This window comes from Pseudomonas sp. QLc11A (assembly GCF_052112305.1).
In the GTDB taxonomy this organism is placed as follows: Bacteria; Pseudomonadota; Gammaproteobacteria; order Pseudomonadales; family Pseudomonadaceae; genus Aquipseudomonas; species Aquipseudomonas laurylsulfatiphila.
Genome location: NZ_JAVAJJ010000005.1, coordinates 155,105 through 171,680 on the forward strand (window position 1 = coordinate 155,105; position 16,576 = coordinate 171,680).

15 protein-coding genes are annotated in these 16,576 nt (G+C 61.0%); 14 read left to right on the forward strand and 1 reads right to left on the reverse strand.

The genetic code is table 11. The features are described 5' to 3' along the window. Positions 1-51 precede the first annotated feature (51 nt). The 14 genes from Q8X48_RS10085 (at position 52) to Q8X48_RS10150 (ending at position 15,629) form a co-directional block, all read left to right on the forward strand. A complete protein-coding gene (locus Q8X48_RS10085; protein WP_407800636.1) occupies positions 52-1,674 on the forward strand; it encodes a methyl-accepting chemotaxis protein in 1,623 nt (540 codons plus the stop codon). Continuing rightward, positions 1,674-2,210 carry a chemotaxis protein CheW gene (locus tag Q8X48_RS10090; protein WP_217837343.1) on the forward strand — a complete coding sequence of 179 codons (537 nt, stop codon included), beginning with the start codon at positions 1,674-1,676 and terminating at the stop codon, positions 2,208-2,210. Before Q8X48_RS10085 ends, Q8X48_RS10090 begins: the two co-directional genes overlap by 1 nt. Continuing rightward, on the forward strand, positions 2,207-3,478 hold the full coding sequence (locus Q8X48_RS10095) for a CheR family methyltransferase (protein ID WP_407800637.1): 1,272 nt from the start codon (positions 2,207-2,209) through the stop codon (positions 3,476-3,478). Before Q8X48_RS10090 ends, Q8X48_RS10095 begins: the two co-directional genes overlap by 4 nt. Continuing rightward, entirely contained in the window at positions 3,475-4,155 is a 681-nt protein-coding gene (locus tag Q8X48_RS10100) for a chemotaxis protein CheW (RefSeq protein WP_126049604.1), read from the forward strand. Before Q8X48_RS10095 ends, Q8X48_RS10100 begins: the two co-directional genes overlap by 4 nt. Continuing rightward, complete coding sequence (locus tag Q8X48_RS10105) at positions 4,152-6,446, forward strand: hybrid sensor histidine kinase/response regulator (RefSeq protein ID WP_407800638.1); 2,295 nt, start codon at positions 4,152-4,154, stop codon at positions 6,444-6,446. The genes Q8X48_RS10100 and Q8X48_RS10105 overlap by 4 nt, the downstream gene beginning before the upstream one ends. Then, a complete protein-coding gene (locus Q8X48_RS10110) occupies positions 6,443-7,453 on the forward strand; it encodes a chemotaxis response regulator protein-glutamate methylesterase (RefSeq protein ID WP_407800639.1) in 1,011 nt (336 codons plus the stop codon). Before Q8X48_RS10105 ends, Q8X48_RS10110 begins: the two co-directional genes overlap by 4 nt. 48 nt (positions 7,454-7,501) lie before the next feature. Further along, entirely contained in the window at positions 7,502-8,503 is a 1,002-nt protein-coding gene (locus Q8X48_RS10115) for a response regulator (protein ID WP_126049610.1), read from the forward strand. A 208-nt stretch (positions 8,504-8,711) separates the two neighbouring features. Further along, a protein-coding gene (gene prfB / locus Q8X48_RS10120; protein ID WP_095965010.1) for a peptide chain release factor 2 occupies positions 8,712-9,807 on the forward strand; the annotation gives its coding sequence in 2 pieces (ribosomal slippage) (positions 8,712-8,783 and positions 8,785-9,807; 1,095 coding nt in all). Positions 9,808-9,902: 95 nt separating this feature from the next. Further along, entirely contained in the window at positions 9,903-11,405 is a 1,503-nt protein-coding gene (gene lysS, locus Q8X48_RS10125; RefSeq protein WP_407800640.1) for a lysine--tRNA ligase, read from the forward strand. Positions 11,406-11,504: 99 nt separating this feature from the next. Beyond that, on the forward strand, positions 11,505-12,221 hold the full coding sequence (locus Q8X48_RS10130; protein WP_041474790.1) for a TetR/AcrR family transcriptional regulator: 717 nt from the start codon (positions 11,505-11,507) through the stop codon (positions 12,219-12,221). A 158-nt stretch (positions 12,222-12,379) separates the two neighbouring features. Next, a complete protein-coding gene (locus Q8X48_RS10135; RefSeq protein ID WP_407800641.1) occupies positions 12,380-12,934 on the forward strand; it encodes a hypothetical protein in 555 nt (184 codons plus the stop codon). A 32-nt stretch (positions 12,935-12,966) separates the two neighbouring features. Next, positions 12,967-14,244, forward strand: coding sequence for a flavohemoglobin expression-modulating QEGLA motif protein (locus Q8X48_RS10140; RefSeq protein ID WP_015093729.1), 1,278 nt, complete (start codon positions 12,967-12,969; stop codon positions 14,242-14,244). A gap of 144 nt (positions 14,245-14,388) precedes the next feature. After that, positions 14,389-15,303, forward strand: a complete 915-nt coding sequence (locus Q8X48_RS10145) for an alpha/beta hydrolase (RefSeq protein ID WP_126049612.1) — start codon at positions 14,389-14,391, stop codon at positions 15,301-15,303. Next, a complete protein-coding gene (locus tag Q8X48_RS10150) occupies positions 15,300-15,629 on the forward strand; it encodes a hypothetical protein (RefSeq protein ID WP_008051386.1) in 330 nt (109 codons plus the stop codon). The genes Q8X48_RS10145 and Q8X48_RS10150 overlap by 4 nt, the downstream gene beginning before the upstream one ends. Before the next feature lie 128 nt (positions 15,630-15,757). On the opposite strand, the gene Q8X48_RS10155 is transcribed toward Q8X48_RS10150, so the two are convergent. After that, the gene (locus tag Q8X48_RS10155) at positions 15,758-16,555 is read right to left on the reverse strand and encodes an OmpA family protein (RefSeq protein ID WP_407800642.1); all 798 of its coding nucleotides are present in this window, start codon (positions 16,553-16,555) and stop codon (positions 15,758-15,760) included. Positions 16,556-16,576 lie beyond the last annotated feature (21 nt).

Below are 16,576 nucleotides of genomic sequence, written 5' to 3' on the forward strand. Positions count from 1 at the left end.
ACAGCCCTCGGCTATACTCCCCGCATTTCGAATCAGGCCCGAGGATTGACTGTGAAGAATTGGACGTTACGCCAACGCATTTTGGCGAGCTTTGCGGTAATTATCGCCATCATGTTGTTGATGGTGGTCGTCTCGTATTCGCGGCTGTTGAAAATCGAAAGCAGCGAAGCCAGCGTTCGCGAGGATGCTCTGCCGGGGTTGTATTACAGCTCGATGATCCGCGGCGCCTGGTCCGACAGTTATTTGCGGATGATGAGGATGCTGGGACTGGAGCAGGGACAGGGCTTCACCGACAAGGATGCGTCGGACTTCAAGGATTTCTCCGAGCGTCTGCAAGAGCAGATGGAGTTTTATCGTCATACGATCACGACGGAAGAAGACAAGGTCGAGTACGCCGCGTTTGAAGCCATCCAAAGGGATTACCACCGGATCCTGCTTGCCGTTGCCGAGTTGCATAAACGCAACCAGGACGCCGAAGCCATCAAGATGTTCAATGAAGAACTGACCCCGCTCTGGACGGCTGGTCGAACGAATCTCAGTGAGATTCTGCGTCATAACAAAGCAGTGGCGGACCAGGATGTTGCGGCCATCGATGACGCGGTGCTCACCGCAAAAACCATCATGGGCATTTCCCTGCTGGTGGCGGTGCTGGCCGCCGGTCTCTGCGGTCTGTTGTTGATGCGCGCGATCATGGCGCCGATGAGCCGTATCGTGCAGATCCTCGAAGTCATGCGTACGGGCGATCTCAGCCGCCGTCTCAACCTGGAGCGCAAGGACGAATTCGGTGCGGTGGAGACCGGTTTCAACGACATGATGGCCGAGCTCACTTCGCTGGTGTCCCAGGCACAGCGCTCGTCGGTGCAGGTGACCACGTCGGTCACCGAGATCGCCGCCACCTCCAAGCAGCAACAGGCAACTGCCACGGAAACCGCCGCCACCACCACGGAAATCGGCGCGACCTCCCGTGAAATCGCCGCCACCTCCCGGGATCTGGTGCGCACCATGACCGAGGTTTCCACCGCTGCCGATCAGGCTTCCGTGGCCGCCGGCTCCGGGCAACAGGGCCTGGCGCGCATGGAGGAAACCATGCACTCGGTGATGGGCGCGGCCGATCTGGTCAATGCCAAGCTGGCGATCCTCAACGAGAAGGCCGGCAACATCAATCAGGTGGTAGTGACCATCGTCAAGGTTGCCGACCAGACCAACCTGCTGTCGCTCAACGCCGCCATCGAGGCCGAGAAGGCCGGTGAGTACGGGCGCGGTTTTGCCGTGGTCGCCACCGAAGTACGGCGCCTGGCGGACCAGACGGCGGTGGCCACCTACGACATCGAGCAAATGGTGCGCGAGATCCAGTCGGCGGTATCGGCCGGGGTCATGGGCATGGACAAGTTTTCCGAAGAAGTGCGTCGCGGCATGTCCGAGGTGCAGCAGGTCGGCGAGCAATTGTCGCAGATCATCCATCAGGTTCAGGCGCTGGCGCCGCGGGTGCTGATGGTCAACGAAGGGATGCAGGCCCAGGCTACCGGCGCCGAGCAGATCAACCATGCGCTGGTGCAGTTGGGTGATGCCAGCAGCCAGACGGTCGAGTCTCTGCGCCAGGCCAGTTTCGCCATCGATGAACTGAGCCAGGTGGCCGTCGGGCTGCGCGGCGGCGTTTCGCGATTCAAAGTCTGATGAGCGAAATCACGGCCAAGCGCTCTGCCGTGAAGCAGGCGCTGCATGCATTGTTTCTGGTGTTTCGCATCGGCAGCGAGCGCTATGCCTTGAAGGCTGTCGAAGTGGCTGAAGTGCTGCCGCGCCTGCCCTTGAAGCCCATTGCCCATGCCCCCGCCTGGGTCGCCGGGGTGTTCGCCTATCGGGGTGCCGTGGTGCCGGTGATCGACTTGAGTGCGCTGACGTTTGGCGCGCCGGCACAGGCCCGTACCAGCACCCGGCTGGTGCTGGTCAACTACTGCCCGGATGAAACCGGCGAGACACAGCTGCTCGGGCTGATTCTGGAACAGGCGACCGACACCTTGCGCTGCGATCCGGCGGATTTTCAGCCCTACGGCCTGGACAATCGCCAGGCGCCTTACCTGGGGCCGGTGCGCAAGGACGAGCAAGGCTTGCTGCAATGGGTGCGGGTCAGTGATCTGCTGAACGATCAGGTGCGCGCCTTGTTGTTTCCTTCGCCGCCAATGGATCCGGCGCTGCTGGAGGTGCGGCCATGAGCAGCGATCAGCGTTTTTTCGACTTCCTCAAGGAGCGAATCGGACTCGACGTGACCTCGGTGGGGCCGGCAATCATCGAGCGGGCGGTGCGCCAGCGCAGCGTGGCTGCGCAAGCAGTCTCGGCCGATGAGTATTGGCTCACCTTGCAGGGCTCACGGGACGAGCAACAGGCATTGATCGAAGCGGTGATCGTTCCGGAAACCTGGTTCTTCCGGTATCCGGAATCCTTCGCCACCCTGGCGAAACTGGCGAGCAAGCGTCTGGGCGAAATCAACAACCTGCGCGCACTGCGGATTCTCAGCCTGCCGTGTTCCACCGGTGAAGAACCGTATTCAATCGCCATGGCGTTGCTCGATGCCGGGCTCAAGCCGCACCAGTTCAAGGTCGACGGCATGGACGTCAGCCCGTTGTCGGTGGATAAAGCCAGGCGAGCCTTGTACGGCAAGAATTCCTTTCGGGGCGACGACATTGCGTTCCGCGACCGCCATTTCATTGCCGAAGGCGACGGCTATCGCCTGGACCCGCGTGTGCAGGAACAGGTGCGCTTGCAGGTCGGCAATCTGCTGGACCCGGCCTTGCTGGCTGGTGAACCGCCATTCGATTTCGTGTTTTGTCGCAACCTGCTGATCTATTTCGACCAGCCGACCCAGAAGCAAGTCTTTGAAGTGCTCAAGCGCCTGACCCATGATGACGGCGTGCTGTTTATCGGCCCGGCCGAAGGCAGTCTGCTGGGGCGTTTGGGGATGCGCTCGATCGGTATCGCGCAGTCCTTCGCCTTCAGTCGACAAGGGGCTGCGGAGCCTGAACCCCTGCCGACATTCGTTCCAACCCCCTTGCCTGTGCCGCAACCGTTGCGCAATCGACCAACTGCGCCGGTGCGCAGTCGTCCGTTCGCCGCTGTTGTGCCATTGGCGCCTGTGCCGAAATCCTCTGGCGCCGATACGGCCGTGCTGCTGGCGAACATTGCCGGGCTGGCCAACGAAGGCAAAAGCGCCGAGGCAAAGGCTGCGTGTGACAGCTATTTGCGCAGTCATGAACCGGTAGCCCAGGTGTTCTATTGGCTGGGACTGCTCAGTGATGTAGCGGGAAACGTCCTGGAAGCCCAGGGCTTTTATCGCAAGGCGTTGTACCTCGAACCGCAACATCCCGAAGCGTTGATGCATCTGGCCGCCTTGCTGCAGGCCCAGGGTGACGCGGCGGGGGCCAGACGATTGCAGGAACGTGCCGCCCGCAGCGCACGCGCCGCCGACAGTGAGCGTAAACGATGATCGCCTCTGACACCTTCAGCGTCACCCGGGATGCCCAGGTCATCGACGATTGCTGGAACCGCATCGGTATCCACGGCGACAAGTCCTGCCCGTTGCTGGCCGAACATATTCATTGCCGCAATTGTGCGGTGTATTCGGCCGCCGCGACGCGTCTGCTCGATCGTTATGCCTTGCAGCAGCAAGAGCGCGGGCCAGTGTCCGTCGGGCTCGAGAGTGAGGTGAAAACCCGCTCGTTGTTGATGTTCCGTCTAGGAGAAGAGTGGTTGGGCCTGGCCACGCGCAGCCTGGTGGAAGTGTCGCCGTTGCAGGCGATTCACTCTTTGCCGCACCAGCGCTCCCGGGCCTTGCTCGGCGTGGCGAATGTGCGCGGCGCGCTGGTCGCCTGCCTGTCGCTGGTGGAGCTGCTCGGGCTCGACGGAACCGGCAATGTGGCACCGGGTGCGCGGGTCATGCCGCGCATGCTGATCATCGCGGCCCACGGCGGGCCGGTGGTGGTGCCGGTGGACGAAGTCGACGGGATTCACGCCATCGACGAGCATATCCTCGATAGCGCATCGCGCTCGGGGGCCCAGGCCAGCGCCAGATACACCCGTGGCGTGTTGCAATTCAAAGGTCGCAGCCTGCGTTGGCTGGATGAAGAACAGCTGTTGTCCGCCGTGACCCGGAGCCTCACATGACCCCCGAGCAAATGCGCGACGCCTCTTTGCTGGAGCTGTTCAGCCTGGAGGCCGAAGCTCAGACCCAGGTCTTGAGTGCCGGCCTGCTGGCGCTTGAGCGCGATCCGACCCTGGCCGATCAGCTTGAATCGTGCATGCGTGCGGCGCACTCGCTCAAGGGAGCGGCGCGGATCGTGGGCGTCGATGCCGGGGTCAGCGTCGCCCACGTGATGGAAGATTGCCTGGTCAGTGCCCAGGAAGGGCGCCTGTTGCTGCGCCCCGAACACATCGATGCGTTGCTGCAAGGCACCGATCTGCTGATGCGCATCGCCACGCCGGACAACAACCCGCAGGCTGTGGACATTGAGGCTTACGTATCCTTGATGGCACGCTTGCTGGATCCGACAGCACCGCTGGTTGCGCCTGCCGAACCGGTCATGGCCGAACGGATTATCTCCGAGCTCATGCTCGAAGCACCCGCGCCCGAGGTCGAGCCGCCGGCGCCTGTCGTCGAACCGCCTGCGGCGCCCGCCCTGCGCAAGACCAAACGCACCACCGAAAATGGCGAACGTGTGTTGCGCGTCACCGCCGAGCGCCTGAACAGCCTGCTCGATCTGTCGAGCAAATCCCTGGTGGAAACCCAGCGCCTCAAACCGCACCTGGCGACCATGCAACGACTCAAGCGTATGCAGAGCAACAGCCTGCGAGCGCTGGAGAATCTCAACGTTCACCTCAAGGATCACGCCTTGAGCCTGGAAGCCCAGGAAGCCCTTGAGGATGCGCGCCGCCTGCTCGCGCAATCCCAGCAATTGCTCATGGAAAAGAACGCCGAACTCGATGAGTTCGCCTGGCATGCCAGTCAGCGGGCGCAGGTGTTGTACGACACGGCGCTGGCCTGTCGCATGCGGCCCTTTGCCGATGTGCTGACCGGGCAGGTGCGCATGGTCCGTGATCTGGGGCGTGACCTGGGCAAACAGGTGCGACTGGAAATTGAAGGCGAGAAGACCCAGGTCGATCGCGACGTGCTGGAAAAGCTCGAGGCGCCGCTGACTCACCTGCTGCGCAACGCGGTCGACCACGGCATCGAGCTCCCGGAACAACGCCTGCTGGCCGGCAAGCCGGCGGAAGGTTTGATTCGCCTGCGCGCTTCGCATCAGGCTGGTTTGCTGGTGCTTGAGTTGAGCGATGACGGTAACGGCGTGGATCTGGAAAAGGTCCGTCGCAGTATCGTTGAACGAAATCTGTCCCCCGCAGAAACCGCCGCGCAGTTGAGCGAAGAAGAGCTGCTGACGTTCCTGTTCCTGCCCGGTTTCAGTCTGCGCGACAGGGTCACCGAGGTGTCCGGTCGTGGCGTCGGCCTGGATGCGGTGCAGCACATGGTCCGGCAATTGCGCGGTGCGGTGGTGCTGGAGCAGACGGCGGGCGAGGGCAGTCGTTTCCATCTTGAAGTGCCGTTGACCCTGTCGGTGGTGCGCAGTCTGGTGGTGGAAGTCGGCGACGAGGCCTATGCCTTTCCGCTGGCGCACATTGAGCGCATGTGTGATCTGGAGCCGGCGGACATCGTGCAGGTCGAAGGTCGCCAGCATTTCTGGCACGAAGGCCGGCATGTCGGGCTGGTGGCGGCCAGCCAGTTGCTGCATCGCCCGGCCAGCCAGAACAGCGGGCAAACCCTGAAAGTCGTGGTGATTCGCGAGCGCGATGCGATCTACGGCGTGGCCGTGGAGCGGTTTATCGGGGAGCGGACATTGGTGGTGCTGCCGCTGGATGAGCGTCTGGGCAAGGTGCAGGACATTTCCGCCGGGGCCTTGCTCGACGACGGCTCGGTGGTGCTGATCGTCGATGTCGAAGACATGCTGCGGTCTGTGGAAAAGCTGCTCAACACCGGACGCCTGGAGCGCATCGCCCGCCACAGCAATCAGGTGGTCGAGGCCGCCCGCAAACGAATTCTGGTGGTGGACGATTCCCTGACCGTGCGAGAGTTGCAGCGCAAGCTGTTGCTCAATCGCGGATACGACGTGGCGGTTGCGGTAGACGGCATGGACGGCTGGAACGCGTTGCGTTCGGAGGATTTCGATCTGTTGATCACCGACATTGATATGCCGCGCATGGACGGCATCGAACTGGTTACGTTGCTGCGTCGGGACAATCGCCTGCAATCGCTGCCGGTGATGGTGGTGTCCTACAAGGATCGTGAGGAGGACCGGCGCCGTGGACTGGATGCCGGGGCCGACTATTATCTAGCCAAGGCCAGTTTTCATGACGACGCCTTGCTCGATGCAGTGGTCGAGCTCATCGGAGGAGCGCGGGCATGAGGATTGCAATCGTCAACGACATGCCCATGGCGGTAGAGGCCCTGCGCCGCGCCCTGGCATTCGAGCCGACACACGAGGTCGTCTGGGTCGCCGGCAATGGCGCCGAAGCGGTGCGCTTGTGCGCCCAGGACACGCCGGACCTGATCCTGATGGACCTGATCATGCCGGTGATGGATGGCGTCGAGGCCACGCGGCGGATCATGGCTGAGACCCCGTGCGCCATTGTCATCGTCACCGTGGATCGCCAGCAGAACGTGCACCGGGTGTTCGAGGCCATGGGCCACGGTGCGCTGGACGTAGTCGACACCCCGACCGTCGGCGCCGGCAATGCCCAGGACGCGGCTGCGCCGTTGTTGCGCAAGATCATGAACATCGGCTGGCTGATCGGCGACAAGGGCAATCGCCCGCGCCCGGCGCCGGCACCGTTGCGCAGTTCGGGTTCACGCCAGAGCCTGATCGCCATCGGCTCATCCGCCGGTGGGCCGGCGGCGCTGGAGGTCTTGCTCAAGGGCCTGCCGCGTGATTTCTCCCCGGCCATCGTGCTGGTGCAGCACGTTGACCAGGTGTTTGCCGCCGGCATGGCTGAATGGCTCGGTAGTGCCAGCGGCCTCAACGTGCGCCTGGCCGAGGAAGGCGAGCCGCCGCAAAGCGGCACGGTATTGCTGGCCGGCACCAATCACCATATTCGCTTGCTGAAAAACGGCACGCTGGCCTACACCGCCGAACCGGTCAACGAAATCTACCGGCCCTCCATCGATGTGTTCTTCGAAAGCGTGGCCAGTTACTGGAACGGTGACGCCGTGGGGGTTTTACTCACCGGCATGGGGCGTGATGGCGCCCAGGGGCTTAAACTCATGCGCCAACAGGGCTACCTGACCATCGCACAAGACCAGGGCAGCAGTGCGGTGTATGGCATGCCAAAGGCGGCCGCAGCCATCGACGCTGCCGTGGAGATTCGCCCGCTGGACAAGATAGCGCCACGATTGCTGGAGATTTTCGCCAAATGAGCACATTTTTCCTCATTCCTGGCTCAAGTAGTACTCAGGTGACCGCACATGAATGAATTACAGCTCGACGACTTCAAGACCGACGAAAACGCCGCCATGGTGTTGCTGGTGGACGATCAGGCCATGATCGGCGAAGCCGTGCGCCGGGGCCTGTCGAACGAAGAGAACATCGATTTCCACTTCTGCGCCGACCCGCACCAGGCCATCGCCCACGCGGTGCGCATCAAGCCGACGGTGATCCTGCAGGATCTGGTCATGCCCGGCCTTGACGGCCTGAGCCTGGTGCGCGAATACCGCAATCACCCGGCGACCAAGGACATTCCGATCATTGTCCTGTCGACCAAGGAAGATCCGCTGATCAAGAGCGCGGCCTTTGCCGCCGGGGCCAACGATTACCTGGTCAAGCTACCGGACAACATCGAACTGGTCGCGCGCATTCGCTATCACTCGCGGTCCTACATGACGTTGCTGCAACGGGATGCGGCCTACCGCGCGTTGCGGGTCAGCCAGCAGCAACTGCTCGACACCAACCTGGTCCTGCAACGCCTGATGAACTCCGATGGCCTGACCGGGTTGTCGAACCGTCGGCACTTCGACGAGTACATGGAACTGGAGTGGCGCCGCTCGCTGCGTGAGCAGAGCCAGTTGTCGTTGCTGATGATCGATGTCGACTACTTCAAGACCTACAACGACAGTTTCGGCCACCTGGAAGGCGATGAAGCCCTGCGCAAGGTCGCCACGGCGATCAAGGAGGCCAGTGCCCGGCCTTCGGACTTGCCGGCCCGCTACGGCGGCGAAGAGTTTGCCCTGGTGCTGCCCAACACCTCCCAGGGCGGCGCGCGGCTTGTCGCCGAGAAGCTGCGCCAGACCGTGGCAGCCCTGAAGATCCCGCATAACTCGCCAACCGAAGGGTCGAGCCTGACCATCAGCATCGGCCTGTCGACCATCACCCCGAAAGCGGGCAGCAACTGCCGCGACCTGATCCTGGCGGCGGACAAGGGGCTGTATTTGGCGAAGAATAATGGGCGCAATCAGGTGGGGATCGGCTGAACAGCCTCCCCCCTGTAGGAGCGAGCCTGCTCGCGATGGCCGTTAACGATGACGATGGCTATCTGAATAAACGCGGTGCCTGAGCGTTTCTCGCGAGCAAGCTCGCTCCTACAGGGACTTGGCATTTCGGCCAAGCGGACTGCCGTTTTCGGCTGTTTCCCGGTATACTCGCCGGCTTTCAAAAGTTCGCCAACGAGTGCTGCCCGTCATGGAAATCAACCCGATCCTGAACACCATCAAGGACCTGTCCGAGCGCTCCGAAACCATTCGGGGGTATCTTTGACTACGATCAAAAGCATGAGCGTCTGACCGAAGTCAATCGCGAGCTTGAAGATCCGAGTGTCTGGAACAAACCTGAATACGCCCAGGAGTTGGGCCGCGAGCGCGCTGCGCTGGCGCAGATCGTCGATACCCTGGACGAACTGAACACCGGTCTGGCCGATTGCCGCGACCTGCTGGACATGGCCGTCGAAGAAAACGACGAAGGCGCAGTGGACGATGTCGTCGCCGAGCTGGCCCGACTCGAGGAAAGTCTGGCCAAGCTGGAATTCCGTCGCATGTTCAGCCACGAAATGGACCCGAACAACGCCTACCTGGACATCCAGGCCGGTTCCGGCGGCACCGAAGCCCAGGACTGGGCCAACATTCTGCTGCGCATGTACCTGCGCTGGGCCGACAAACGCGGTTTCGACGCGACCATCATGGAATTGTCCGCCGGTGAAGTCGCCGGGATCAAGGGCGCGACCGTGCACATCAAGGGCGAATACGCGTTTGGCTGGTTGCGCACCGAGATCGGCGTGCACCGCCTGGTGCGCAAGAGCCCGTTCGACTCCGGCAACCGTCGCCACACCTCGTTCTCCGCGGTGTTCGTCTCGCCAGAGATCGATGACAAGGTCGAAATCGAAATCAACCCGGCAGACTTGCGGATCGACACCTATCGTTCCTCGGGTGCCGGTGGTCAGCACGTAAACACCACCGACTCGGCCGTACGTATCACCCACGTACCGACCAATACCGTGGTCAGCTGCCAGAACGAACGTTCCCAGCACGCCAACAAGGACACCGCCATGAAAATGCTGCGGGCCAAGTTGTACGAGCAGGAAATGCAGAAGCGCAACGCGGCGTCCCAGGCGCTGGAAGACACCAAGTCCGATATCGGCTGGGGTCATCAGATCCGTTCGTACGTGCTCGATGCCTCGCGGATCAAGGATCTGCGCACCAACATCGAACGCAGCGACTGTGACAAGGTGCTCGATGGCGACATCGACGAATACCTGGAAGCGAGCCTGAAGTCCGGGCTGTAAGTTACTGACACACCGCGATCACCTGTAGGAGCCGGCTTGCCGGCGATCCCCGGCCGCAGGCCGGGGAAAACGAACCAGATGGAATATTTAAAGACATGAGCGACCTAGAACTCGACCCGCAAGCCCTGCAACAGGAAGAAAACTCCCTGATCGCCCTGCGCAAGGAAAAGCTTGCTGCCGAGCGCGCCAAGGGCAATGCCTTCCCGAATGACTTCCGCCGCGAAAACTACTGCGAACAACTGCAGAAACAGTACGCGGACAAGACCAAGGAAGAGCTGGCAGAGGCTGCGATCCCGGTCAAGGTTGCCGGTCGTATCATGCTCAACCGTGGCTCGTTCATGGTGATCCAGGACATGACCGGTCGTATCCAGGTCTACGTCAATCGCAAGACCCTGTCCGAAGAAATCCTGGCCGCGGTGAAAACCTGGGACATGGGCGACATCATTGCCGCCGAAGGCACCCTGGCCCGTTCCGGCAAGGGTGACCTGTACGTTGAAATGACCAACGTGCGCCTGCTGACCAAATCCCTGCGCCCGCTGCCGGACAAGCACCACGGCCTGACCGACACCGAACAGCGCTACCGCCAGCGGTACGTTGACCTGATCGTCAACGAAGACGTGCGCCAGACGTTCCGCGTGCGTTCGCAAGTCATCGCCCACATCCGCAGCTTCCTGATGAAGCGTGACTTCCTGGAAGTGGAAACGCCGATGCTGCAGACCATTCCGGGCGGCGCGGCAGCCAAGCCGTTCGAAACCCACCACAACGCGCTGGACATGGAAATGTTCTTGCGCATTGCGCCTGAGTTGTACCTCAAGCGGCTTGTTGTCGGCGGGTTTGAAAAAGTGTTCGAGATCAACCGCAACTTCCGTAACGAAGGCGTTTCGACTCGTCACAACCCTGAATTCACCATGTTGGAGTTCTACCAGGCCTACGCCGACTACGAAGACAACATGGACCTGACCGAAGAGTTGTTCCGTGAACTGGCGCAGCTGGTTCTGGGCAGCACCGACGTGCCGTACGGCGACAAGGTGTTCCACTTCGGCGAGCCGTTCGTGCGCCTGTCGGTATTCGACTCGATCCTCAAGTACAACCCCGAGCTGACCGCTGACGACCTGAACGACATCGACAAGGCTCGCGCAATTGCCAAGAAAGCCGGCGCCAAGGTGCTGGGCTTCGAAGGACTGGGCAAGCTGCAGGTGATGATTTTCGAAGAGCTGGTTGAGCACAAGCTGGAACAGCCGCACTTCATTACTCAGTACCCGTTCGAAGTGTCGCCGCTGGCACGTCGTAACGACGACAACCCGAACGTCACCGACCGATTCGAGCTGTTCATCGGTGGTCGTGAAATCGCCAACGCCTACTCCGAGTTGAACGACGCAGAAGACCAGGCCGAGCGCTTCATGGCCCAGGTGGCCGACAAGGACGCCGGCGACGACGAAGCCATGCACTACGACGCCGACTTCGTGCGTGCGCTGGAGTACGGCATGCCGCCAACGGCGGGTGAAGGCATCGGTATCGACCGTCTGGTGATGCTGCTGACCAACTCCCCGTCGATCCGCGACGTGATCCTGTTCCCGCACATGCGGCCGCAAGCGTAAGTGTTTCAATTAAAAAACCGCCTTTTCAGGCGGTTTTTTATTGCCTGTCTGGTACAAACGTATCAACTTGTTAGTTTCATCTGAGAGGAAATACCTGTCGTGATTCGTGCAATGGCTCAAGAAGGTGCAGCGGGTATCGCCACTGCGGTCGCTGAAAGTGTTCAGTACCAGGGCCGCAAGGCCAGCCGACAGGGCAGCGAGCAGCGTCGACAGGACATTCTCGACGCCGCGATGCGCATTGTCGTACGCGATGGCGTGCGCGCCGTACGGCACCGTGCGGTTGCTGCCGAGGCGCAGGTGCCGTTGTCGGCGACCACTTACTATTTCAAGGATATCGATGACCTGCTCACCGATACCTTCGCCCAATACGTGGAACGCAGTGCCGCGTACATGGGCAAGCTGTGGGTGAACAACGAGGGCCTGCTGCGTGACATGATCGCCAGTGGCGATGGCAGCCCGCAGGCGCGCTCGAAACTGGCGGACGATATCGCACGGCTGATGACCGACTACGTTCACCGGCAACTGATCAATCGCCGCGAACACCTGATGGCCGAGCAGGCGTTCCGTCAGGAAGCGTTGCTTAACCCGCGCCTGGCCGAACTGGTGCGTTCGCATCAGCAAATCCTGTTGCAGGGCTCTTGCCAGCTGTTCCAGGTGCTGGGCTCGCGCGAGCCGCATCAGGATGCCAAGGTGTTGACGGCGATTATCGGCCGGATGGAATATCAGGGCCTGCTCAACGTAGACGAGCCTGCCGCCGAAGAGGAAATGCTCGGCATCCTGACGCGCTACATGCACCTGGTGCTGGCGTCGGTGTAGTCCCGGCTGGTGCTTTCCCCTGTGGGAGCGAGCTTGCTCGCGATAGCGGTTTACCATTCAACATTAATGTTGTCTGACACACCGTCATCGCGAGCAAGCTCGCTCCCACAGGGGAATGTGTCCACCTTAGGGCGGTGTGTGTTCAAAGGGAGTATTGAATGAAAGCCTGGCGTGTCGTTGTGATCGCCTTGTCGTTCTTGCTGCTCAGTGGCTGTCTGGTGTCCTTCAAGGAGCCGCTGCCTGCAAGCGACCCCGCGCCCAAAGGGTTACTCGGCAAATGGACCAGCACCAATGCCTGGGGCGAAGCGCTCAACCTCGAACTGACTCGCATTGGCGACAATCGTTATCAGGCAGTCAGCTATTACCGGGCCAGGCCCGGGGAGCGGGAGGCCTATCCTTTCACGGTGTCGCGTCATGGCAGCCGCTGGTACCTGTCGGCGAAGGTGCCGGCGCAGTTCGGCGGGCATTTCACCCTCGGCGGTTTTGAGCTGACCGACAAACATGAGTTGGTGGTTTACAACCTCGACCTCGAACAGATCAATCAGGCCATCAAGCAAAACGTCCTGAGCGGTGAAAGTTTCCAGACCAGCGATGGCGATGGCGTATTGATCGACAGCCATATGGATCAAGTCGCCGCCTACCTCGACGACCCGGCCAATTCCGATGTGTTCGTCGAAGCGGTGCGCTATCAGCGCCAGGCCAAAGCCAAGTAAGCAGCACCCACAGGTTTCTACAGGAGTTTCGCGTGGACGATTACCAACAGTCGATACGCATTTTGTCTGATCGCATCGTGTTGGCGCAGACGCCGATCCGCGTCCTCGATGCGGTCAAATGGGACGACAACATTCGCAAGGGTTTCCTCAAGGCCAAGGGCAAGGAAATGCCGGCGGTGGACCGCGACTACTACCTCAACCGGCCGCTGGCGTTCGACTCCAGCAAAGTGAAGCTGGAGTTCCAGAACATCGAGCGTGACATCACCCGCCAGCTCGGTCAGTTCAACCCTGTCGGCCAGATCATGCGGCGCATGTGCAAGGAGTACCGCATGGTGGTGCGCATGCTCGAAGCGCGCGGCACCGAGGATTTCGGCTTGATTTCCCAGGAATTGTACGGCGCCGCGTCCGATGCGTTCCATGCCGGCGACCCGACCCTGTCCGACCTGGGCATGATGCTGTCCGAATACCTGAACAACATCGACGGTCGTGGCGACCTCAAGGACGAACCGAAGACGCTGACGGCCAAGGAGGCGGTCGACCTGTTGCAGCACCGGTTGAACAAGGTGTTTGGCGAAGCCGAGGAAACCATTCGGGTGTTCGAGTCCGACGGCATCGTCGCCGATGCGGCGGCCGGCGCCGACTACATCAAGATCCGCTCCGACGCGATGTTCAACCAGCGCGATGTGCGCGCCCTGGAGGTCCACGAAGGGCTGGTGCACGTCGGCACCACGCTCAACGGCCTGAACCAGCCGATCTGCACCTTTCTCGCCAAAGGCCCGCCCTCGTCGACGGTCACTCAGGAAGGCCTGGCGATCCTGATGGAAATCATCACCTTCGCCTCCTACCCCAGTCGCCTGCGCAAGCTCACCAACCGAACTCGCGCGATTCACATGGTGGAGGAGGGCGCGGATTTCCTGCAGGTGTTCGAGTTCTTCCGTGAACAAGGCTTCGAGATGCCCGAGAGCTACAGCAACGCCAGTCGCGTTTTTCGCGGCTCGGTGCCGACCGGTCTGCCATTTACCAAAGACTTGTCCTACCTCAAGGGCTTCATCATGATTTACAACTACATTCAACTGGCCGTGCGTAAAGGCAAGCTGGAGCAGATACCGCTGCTGTTCTGCGGCAAGACCACCCTGGAGGACATGCGTACCTTGCGTCAGTTGGTGGACGAAGGCCTGGTGGTGCCGCCCAAGTACCTGCCGGAACAGTTCCGCGACATGAACGCGTTGTCGGCGTGGATGTGCTTCTCCAACTTCCTCAACCACCTGAGCCTGGACCGGATCGAGGCGGATTACTCGAATATCTTGTGAACAATGAATTCCCCTGTGGGAGCGAGCTTGCTCGCGATAGCGGTCTCACATTCAACAATTCTGCTGTCTGATACACCGCCATCGCGAGCAAGCTCGCTCCCACAGGTGATGTGTTCCAGCTCAATACTTGCGAGGTTTCAACGGATGAGAATCCTCGGCATCCTCTGCCTTCTCCTGACCTTGAGCGGTTGCAGCTCGCTGCTGTTCTATCCGGAACCCGGCCAGTTGTTCACCCCGGAAAAGGCCGGGCTTGAATACCGCACCGTCACCCTGAACACCGCCGATGGCCTCAAGCTGAATGCCTGGTGGCTGCCGGTGAAGCAGGGAGTTGAGGTCAAGGGTACGGTGCTGCACCTGCATGGCAATGGCGGAAACCTGCCCATGCACCTTGGCGGCAGTTTCTGGTTGCCGAAAAATGGTTACCAGGTATTGCTTGTGGACTATCGCGGTTACGGCCTGTCCGAAGGCGAACCCAGCCTGCCGGCGATCTACCAGGACATCGATGCGGCGTTCGCCTGGCTGGACAAGGCGCCGCAGGTTCAAGGCAAGCCGCTGATCCTGCTCGGCCAGAGTCTCGGTGGCTCGATGGCCGTGCATTACCTGGTCCAGCACCCGCAACGGCAGAAACAACTCAAGGCGTTTGTCCTCGATGGTGTACCCGCCAGTTATCGCAGTGTCGGCCGCTATGCGCTCAGTAATTCATGGGTGTTCTGGACGTTCCAGGTGCCCTTGTCGTGGCTGGTGCCGGACGGCGACAGCGCGATCAACTCCATGGCGCAACTTAAAGATGTGCCGAAACTGATCTACCACAGCATCGACGATCCGATCGTGCCTCTTTCCAACGGCATCCGACTGTATCAAGCTGCGCCGCCGCCGCGGGTGCTGCAACTGACCCGTGGCGGTCATGTGCAGACATTCGCCGACCCGGTCTGGCGTAACGTCATGCTGCGCTATCTCGATGACCCGCAGCATTTCAACGGCCTGCGCCGCCTGGGTGAAATCCCCAATTACCCGGCACCCCCGAATTCTGAAGATGAACCACCAGAGAGTCCGCAATGAGTGAAGAACGCAACGCCATCCCGCTGATCATCACCGGTATCTGCAGCATCCTCGGCACCGTCGGTGCCCTGTGGTGGTACGGCTACCTGCACTTCGCCAAGCCTGAGGATGCGTTGCTGCTCAACGAATTCACCATGCTCAAGACCATTCCGGGCGAAGACTACAAAGTCTCACTGGAGCCAGCCGCGCAAGTGGCGCAGTGCATCGATGGCGTGCTGGTGCTGTTTGACATGGAACAGAAAGGCCTGACCGGTGTACTGGTCGACAGCAAGAAAAAAGCGGTGCGTTGCATGGGGCAGGAGACGCCGCAGAAGCTGGAGCAGTAAGGACAGTACAGATCCAAATGTGGGAGCGAGCCTGCTCGCGATAGCGGTGTAACAGTCAACATGGGTGTTGAATGTTATGGCCTCTTCGCGAGCAGGCTCGCTCCCACAGATATTTGTGTTGTGGTTGATTATTGGGTGTATGAACTCACCGCCGAACGCGGCATCACCGGCTGGTTATCATTGGAAATAGTCACCTCCACCCGGCGGTTCATCGCCCGGCCCGAGGTGCTTGAGTTATCCGCCACCGGATACTCCTTGCCGTACCCCTGGGCAACGATGCGCGTCGGATCGACGCCCATCTTCACCAGGGCTGCTCGCACGGAATCCGCACGACGTTCCGACAGCGACTGGTTGTGCGATGCCGTACCGGTGCTGTCGGTGTAGCCCTCGACAATCACTTTGCGGTCGGGGTTTTCCTGGAGGTACTGCGCCAGTTTGTTGATGTTCATCAGGCCGTTGGATTTCAGCTCGGCCTTGTCGGTGGCGAACAGCACATCCCCGAAGGTCACCAGCGTCCCGCGCTCGGTCTGCCTGGCGTTGAGGCTGTCCTTCAGTTGCTTGATCTGCTGATCGCGGCCTGCCAGGCGGGCCTCGGCCCGTTGTGCCGAGGTGTTTTTCAGATTGGCTTCGGCGGTGCGCAGGGCAATGGTCTGCTTGGCCACTTCAACCCTCTGGTTGGTCAGATAGGCGAGCTGGTCAACATTTGCTGCGTCTTCCTTGTCCCTGTAGGCCTGGTCGGCCTTATCCAGATAATCGCTGGCCTCCTTGGTTTCCAGGGCTGCCACTTTGCTGGCCTGCGGGTCGGCTTGCAGGCCGGTGTAGTTGGTGCGGGCCTGTTCGAGGTTGGCGTTGGGCGGCGTGGAGCAGGCCGCCAGGGCTACGGTGGCAGCCAGCAGGGTTGGGATCATCAGTTGAATGCGTTTCATGATTTCGTCCTTTTAGTCGAG

Coding starts and splice junctions, on each gene's coding strand:
- Q8X48_RS10090 (WP_217837343.1), top strand. CDS start 1,674: ATGAGCGAAATCACGGCCAAGCGCTCTGCCGTGAAGCAGGCGCTGCAT.
- Q8X48_RS10095 (WP_407800637.1), top strand. CDS start 2,207: ATGAGCAGCGATCAGCGTTTTTTCGACTTCCTCAAGGAGCGAATCGGA.
- Q8X48_RS10100 (WP_126049604.1), top strand. CDS start 3,475: ATGATCGCCTCTGACACCTTCAGCGTCACCCGGGATGCCCAGGTCATC.
- Q8X48_RS10105 (WP_407800638.1), top strand. CDS start 4,152: ATGACCCCCGAGCAAATGCGCGACGCCTCTTTGCTGGAGCTGTTCAGC.
- Q8X48_RS10110 (WP_407800639.1), top strand. CDS start 6,443: ATGAGGATTGCAATCGTCAACGACATGCCCATGGCGGTAGAGGCCCTG.
- Q8X48_RS10115 (WP_126049610.1), top strand. CDS start 7,502: ATGAATGAATTACAGCTCGACGACTTCAAGACCGACGAAAACGCCGCC.
- lysS (WP_407800640.1), top strand. CDS start 9,903: ATGAGCGACCTAGAACTCGACCCGCAAGCCCTGCAACAGGAAGAAAAC.
- Q8X48_RS10135 (WP_407800641.1), top strand. CDS start 12,380: ATGAAAGCCTGGCGTGTCGTTGTGATCGCCTTGTCGTTCTTGCTGCTC.
- Q8X48_RS10145 (WP_126049612.1), top strand. CDS start 14,389: ATGAGAATCCTCGGCATCCTCTGCCTTCTCCTGACCTTGAGCGGTTGC.
- Q8X48_RS10150 (WP_008051386.1), top strand. CDS start 15,300: ATGAGTGAAGAACGCAACGCCATCCCGCTGATCATCACCGGTATCTGC.
- Q8X48_RS10155 (WP_407800642.1), bottom strand. CDS start 16,555: ATGAAACGCATTCAACTGATGATCCCAACCCTGCTGGCTGCCACCGTA.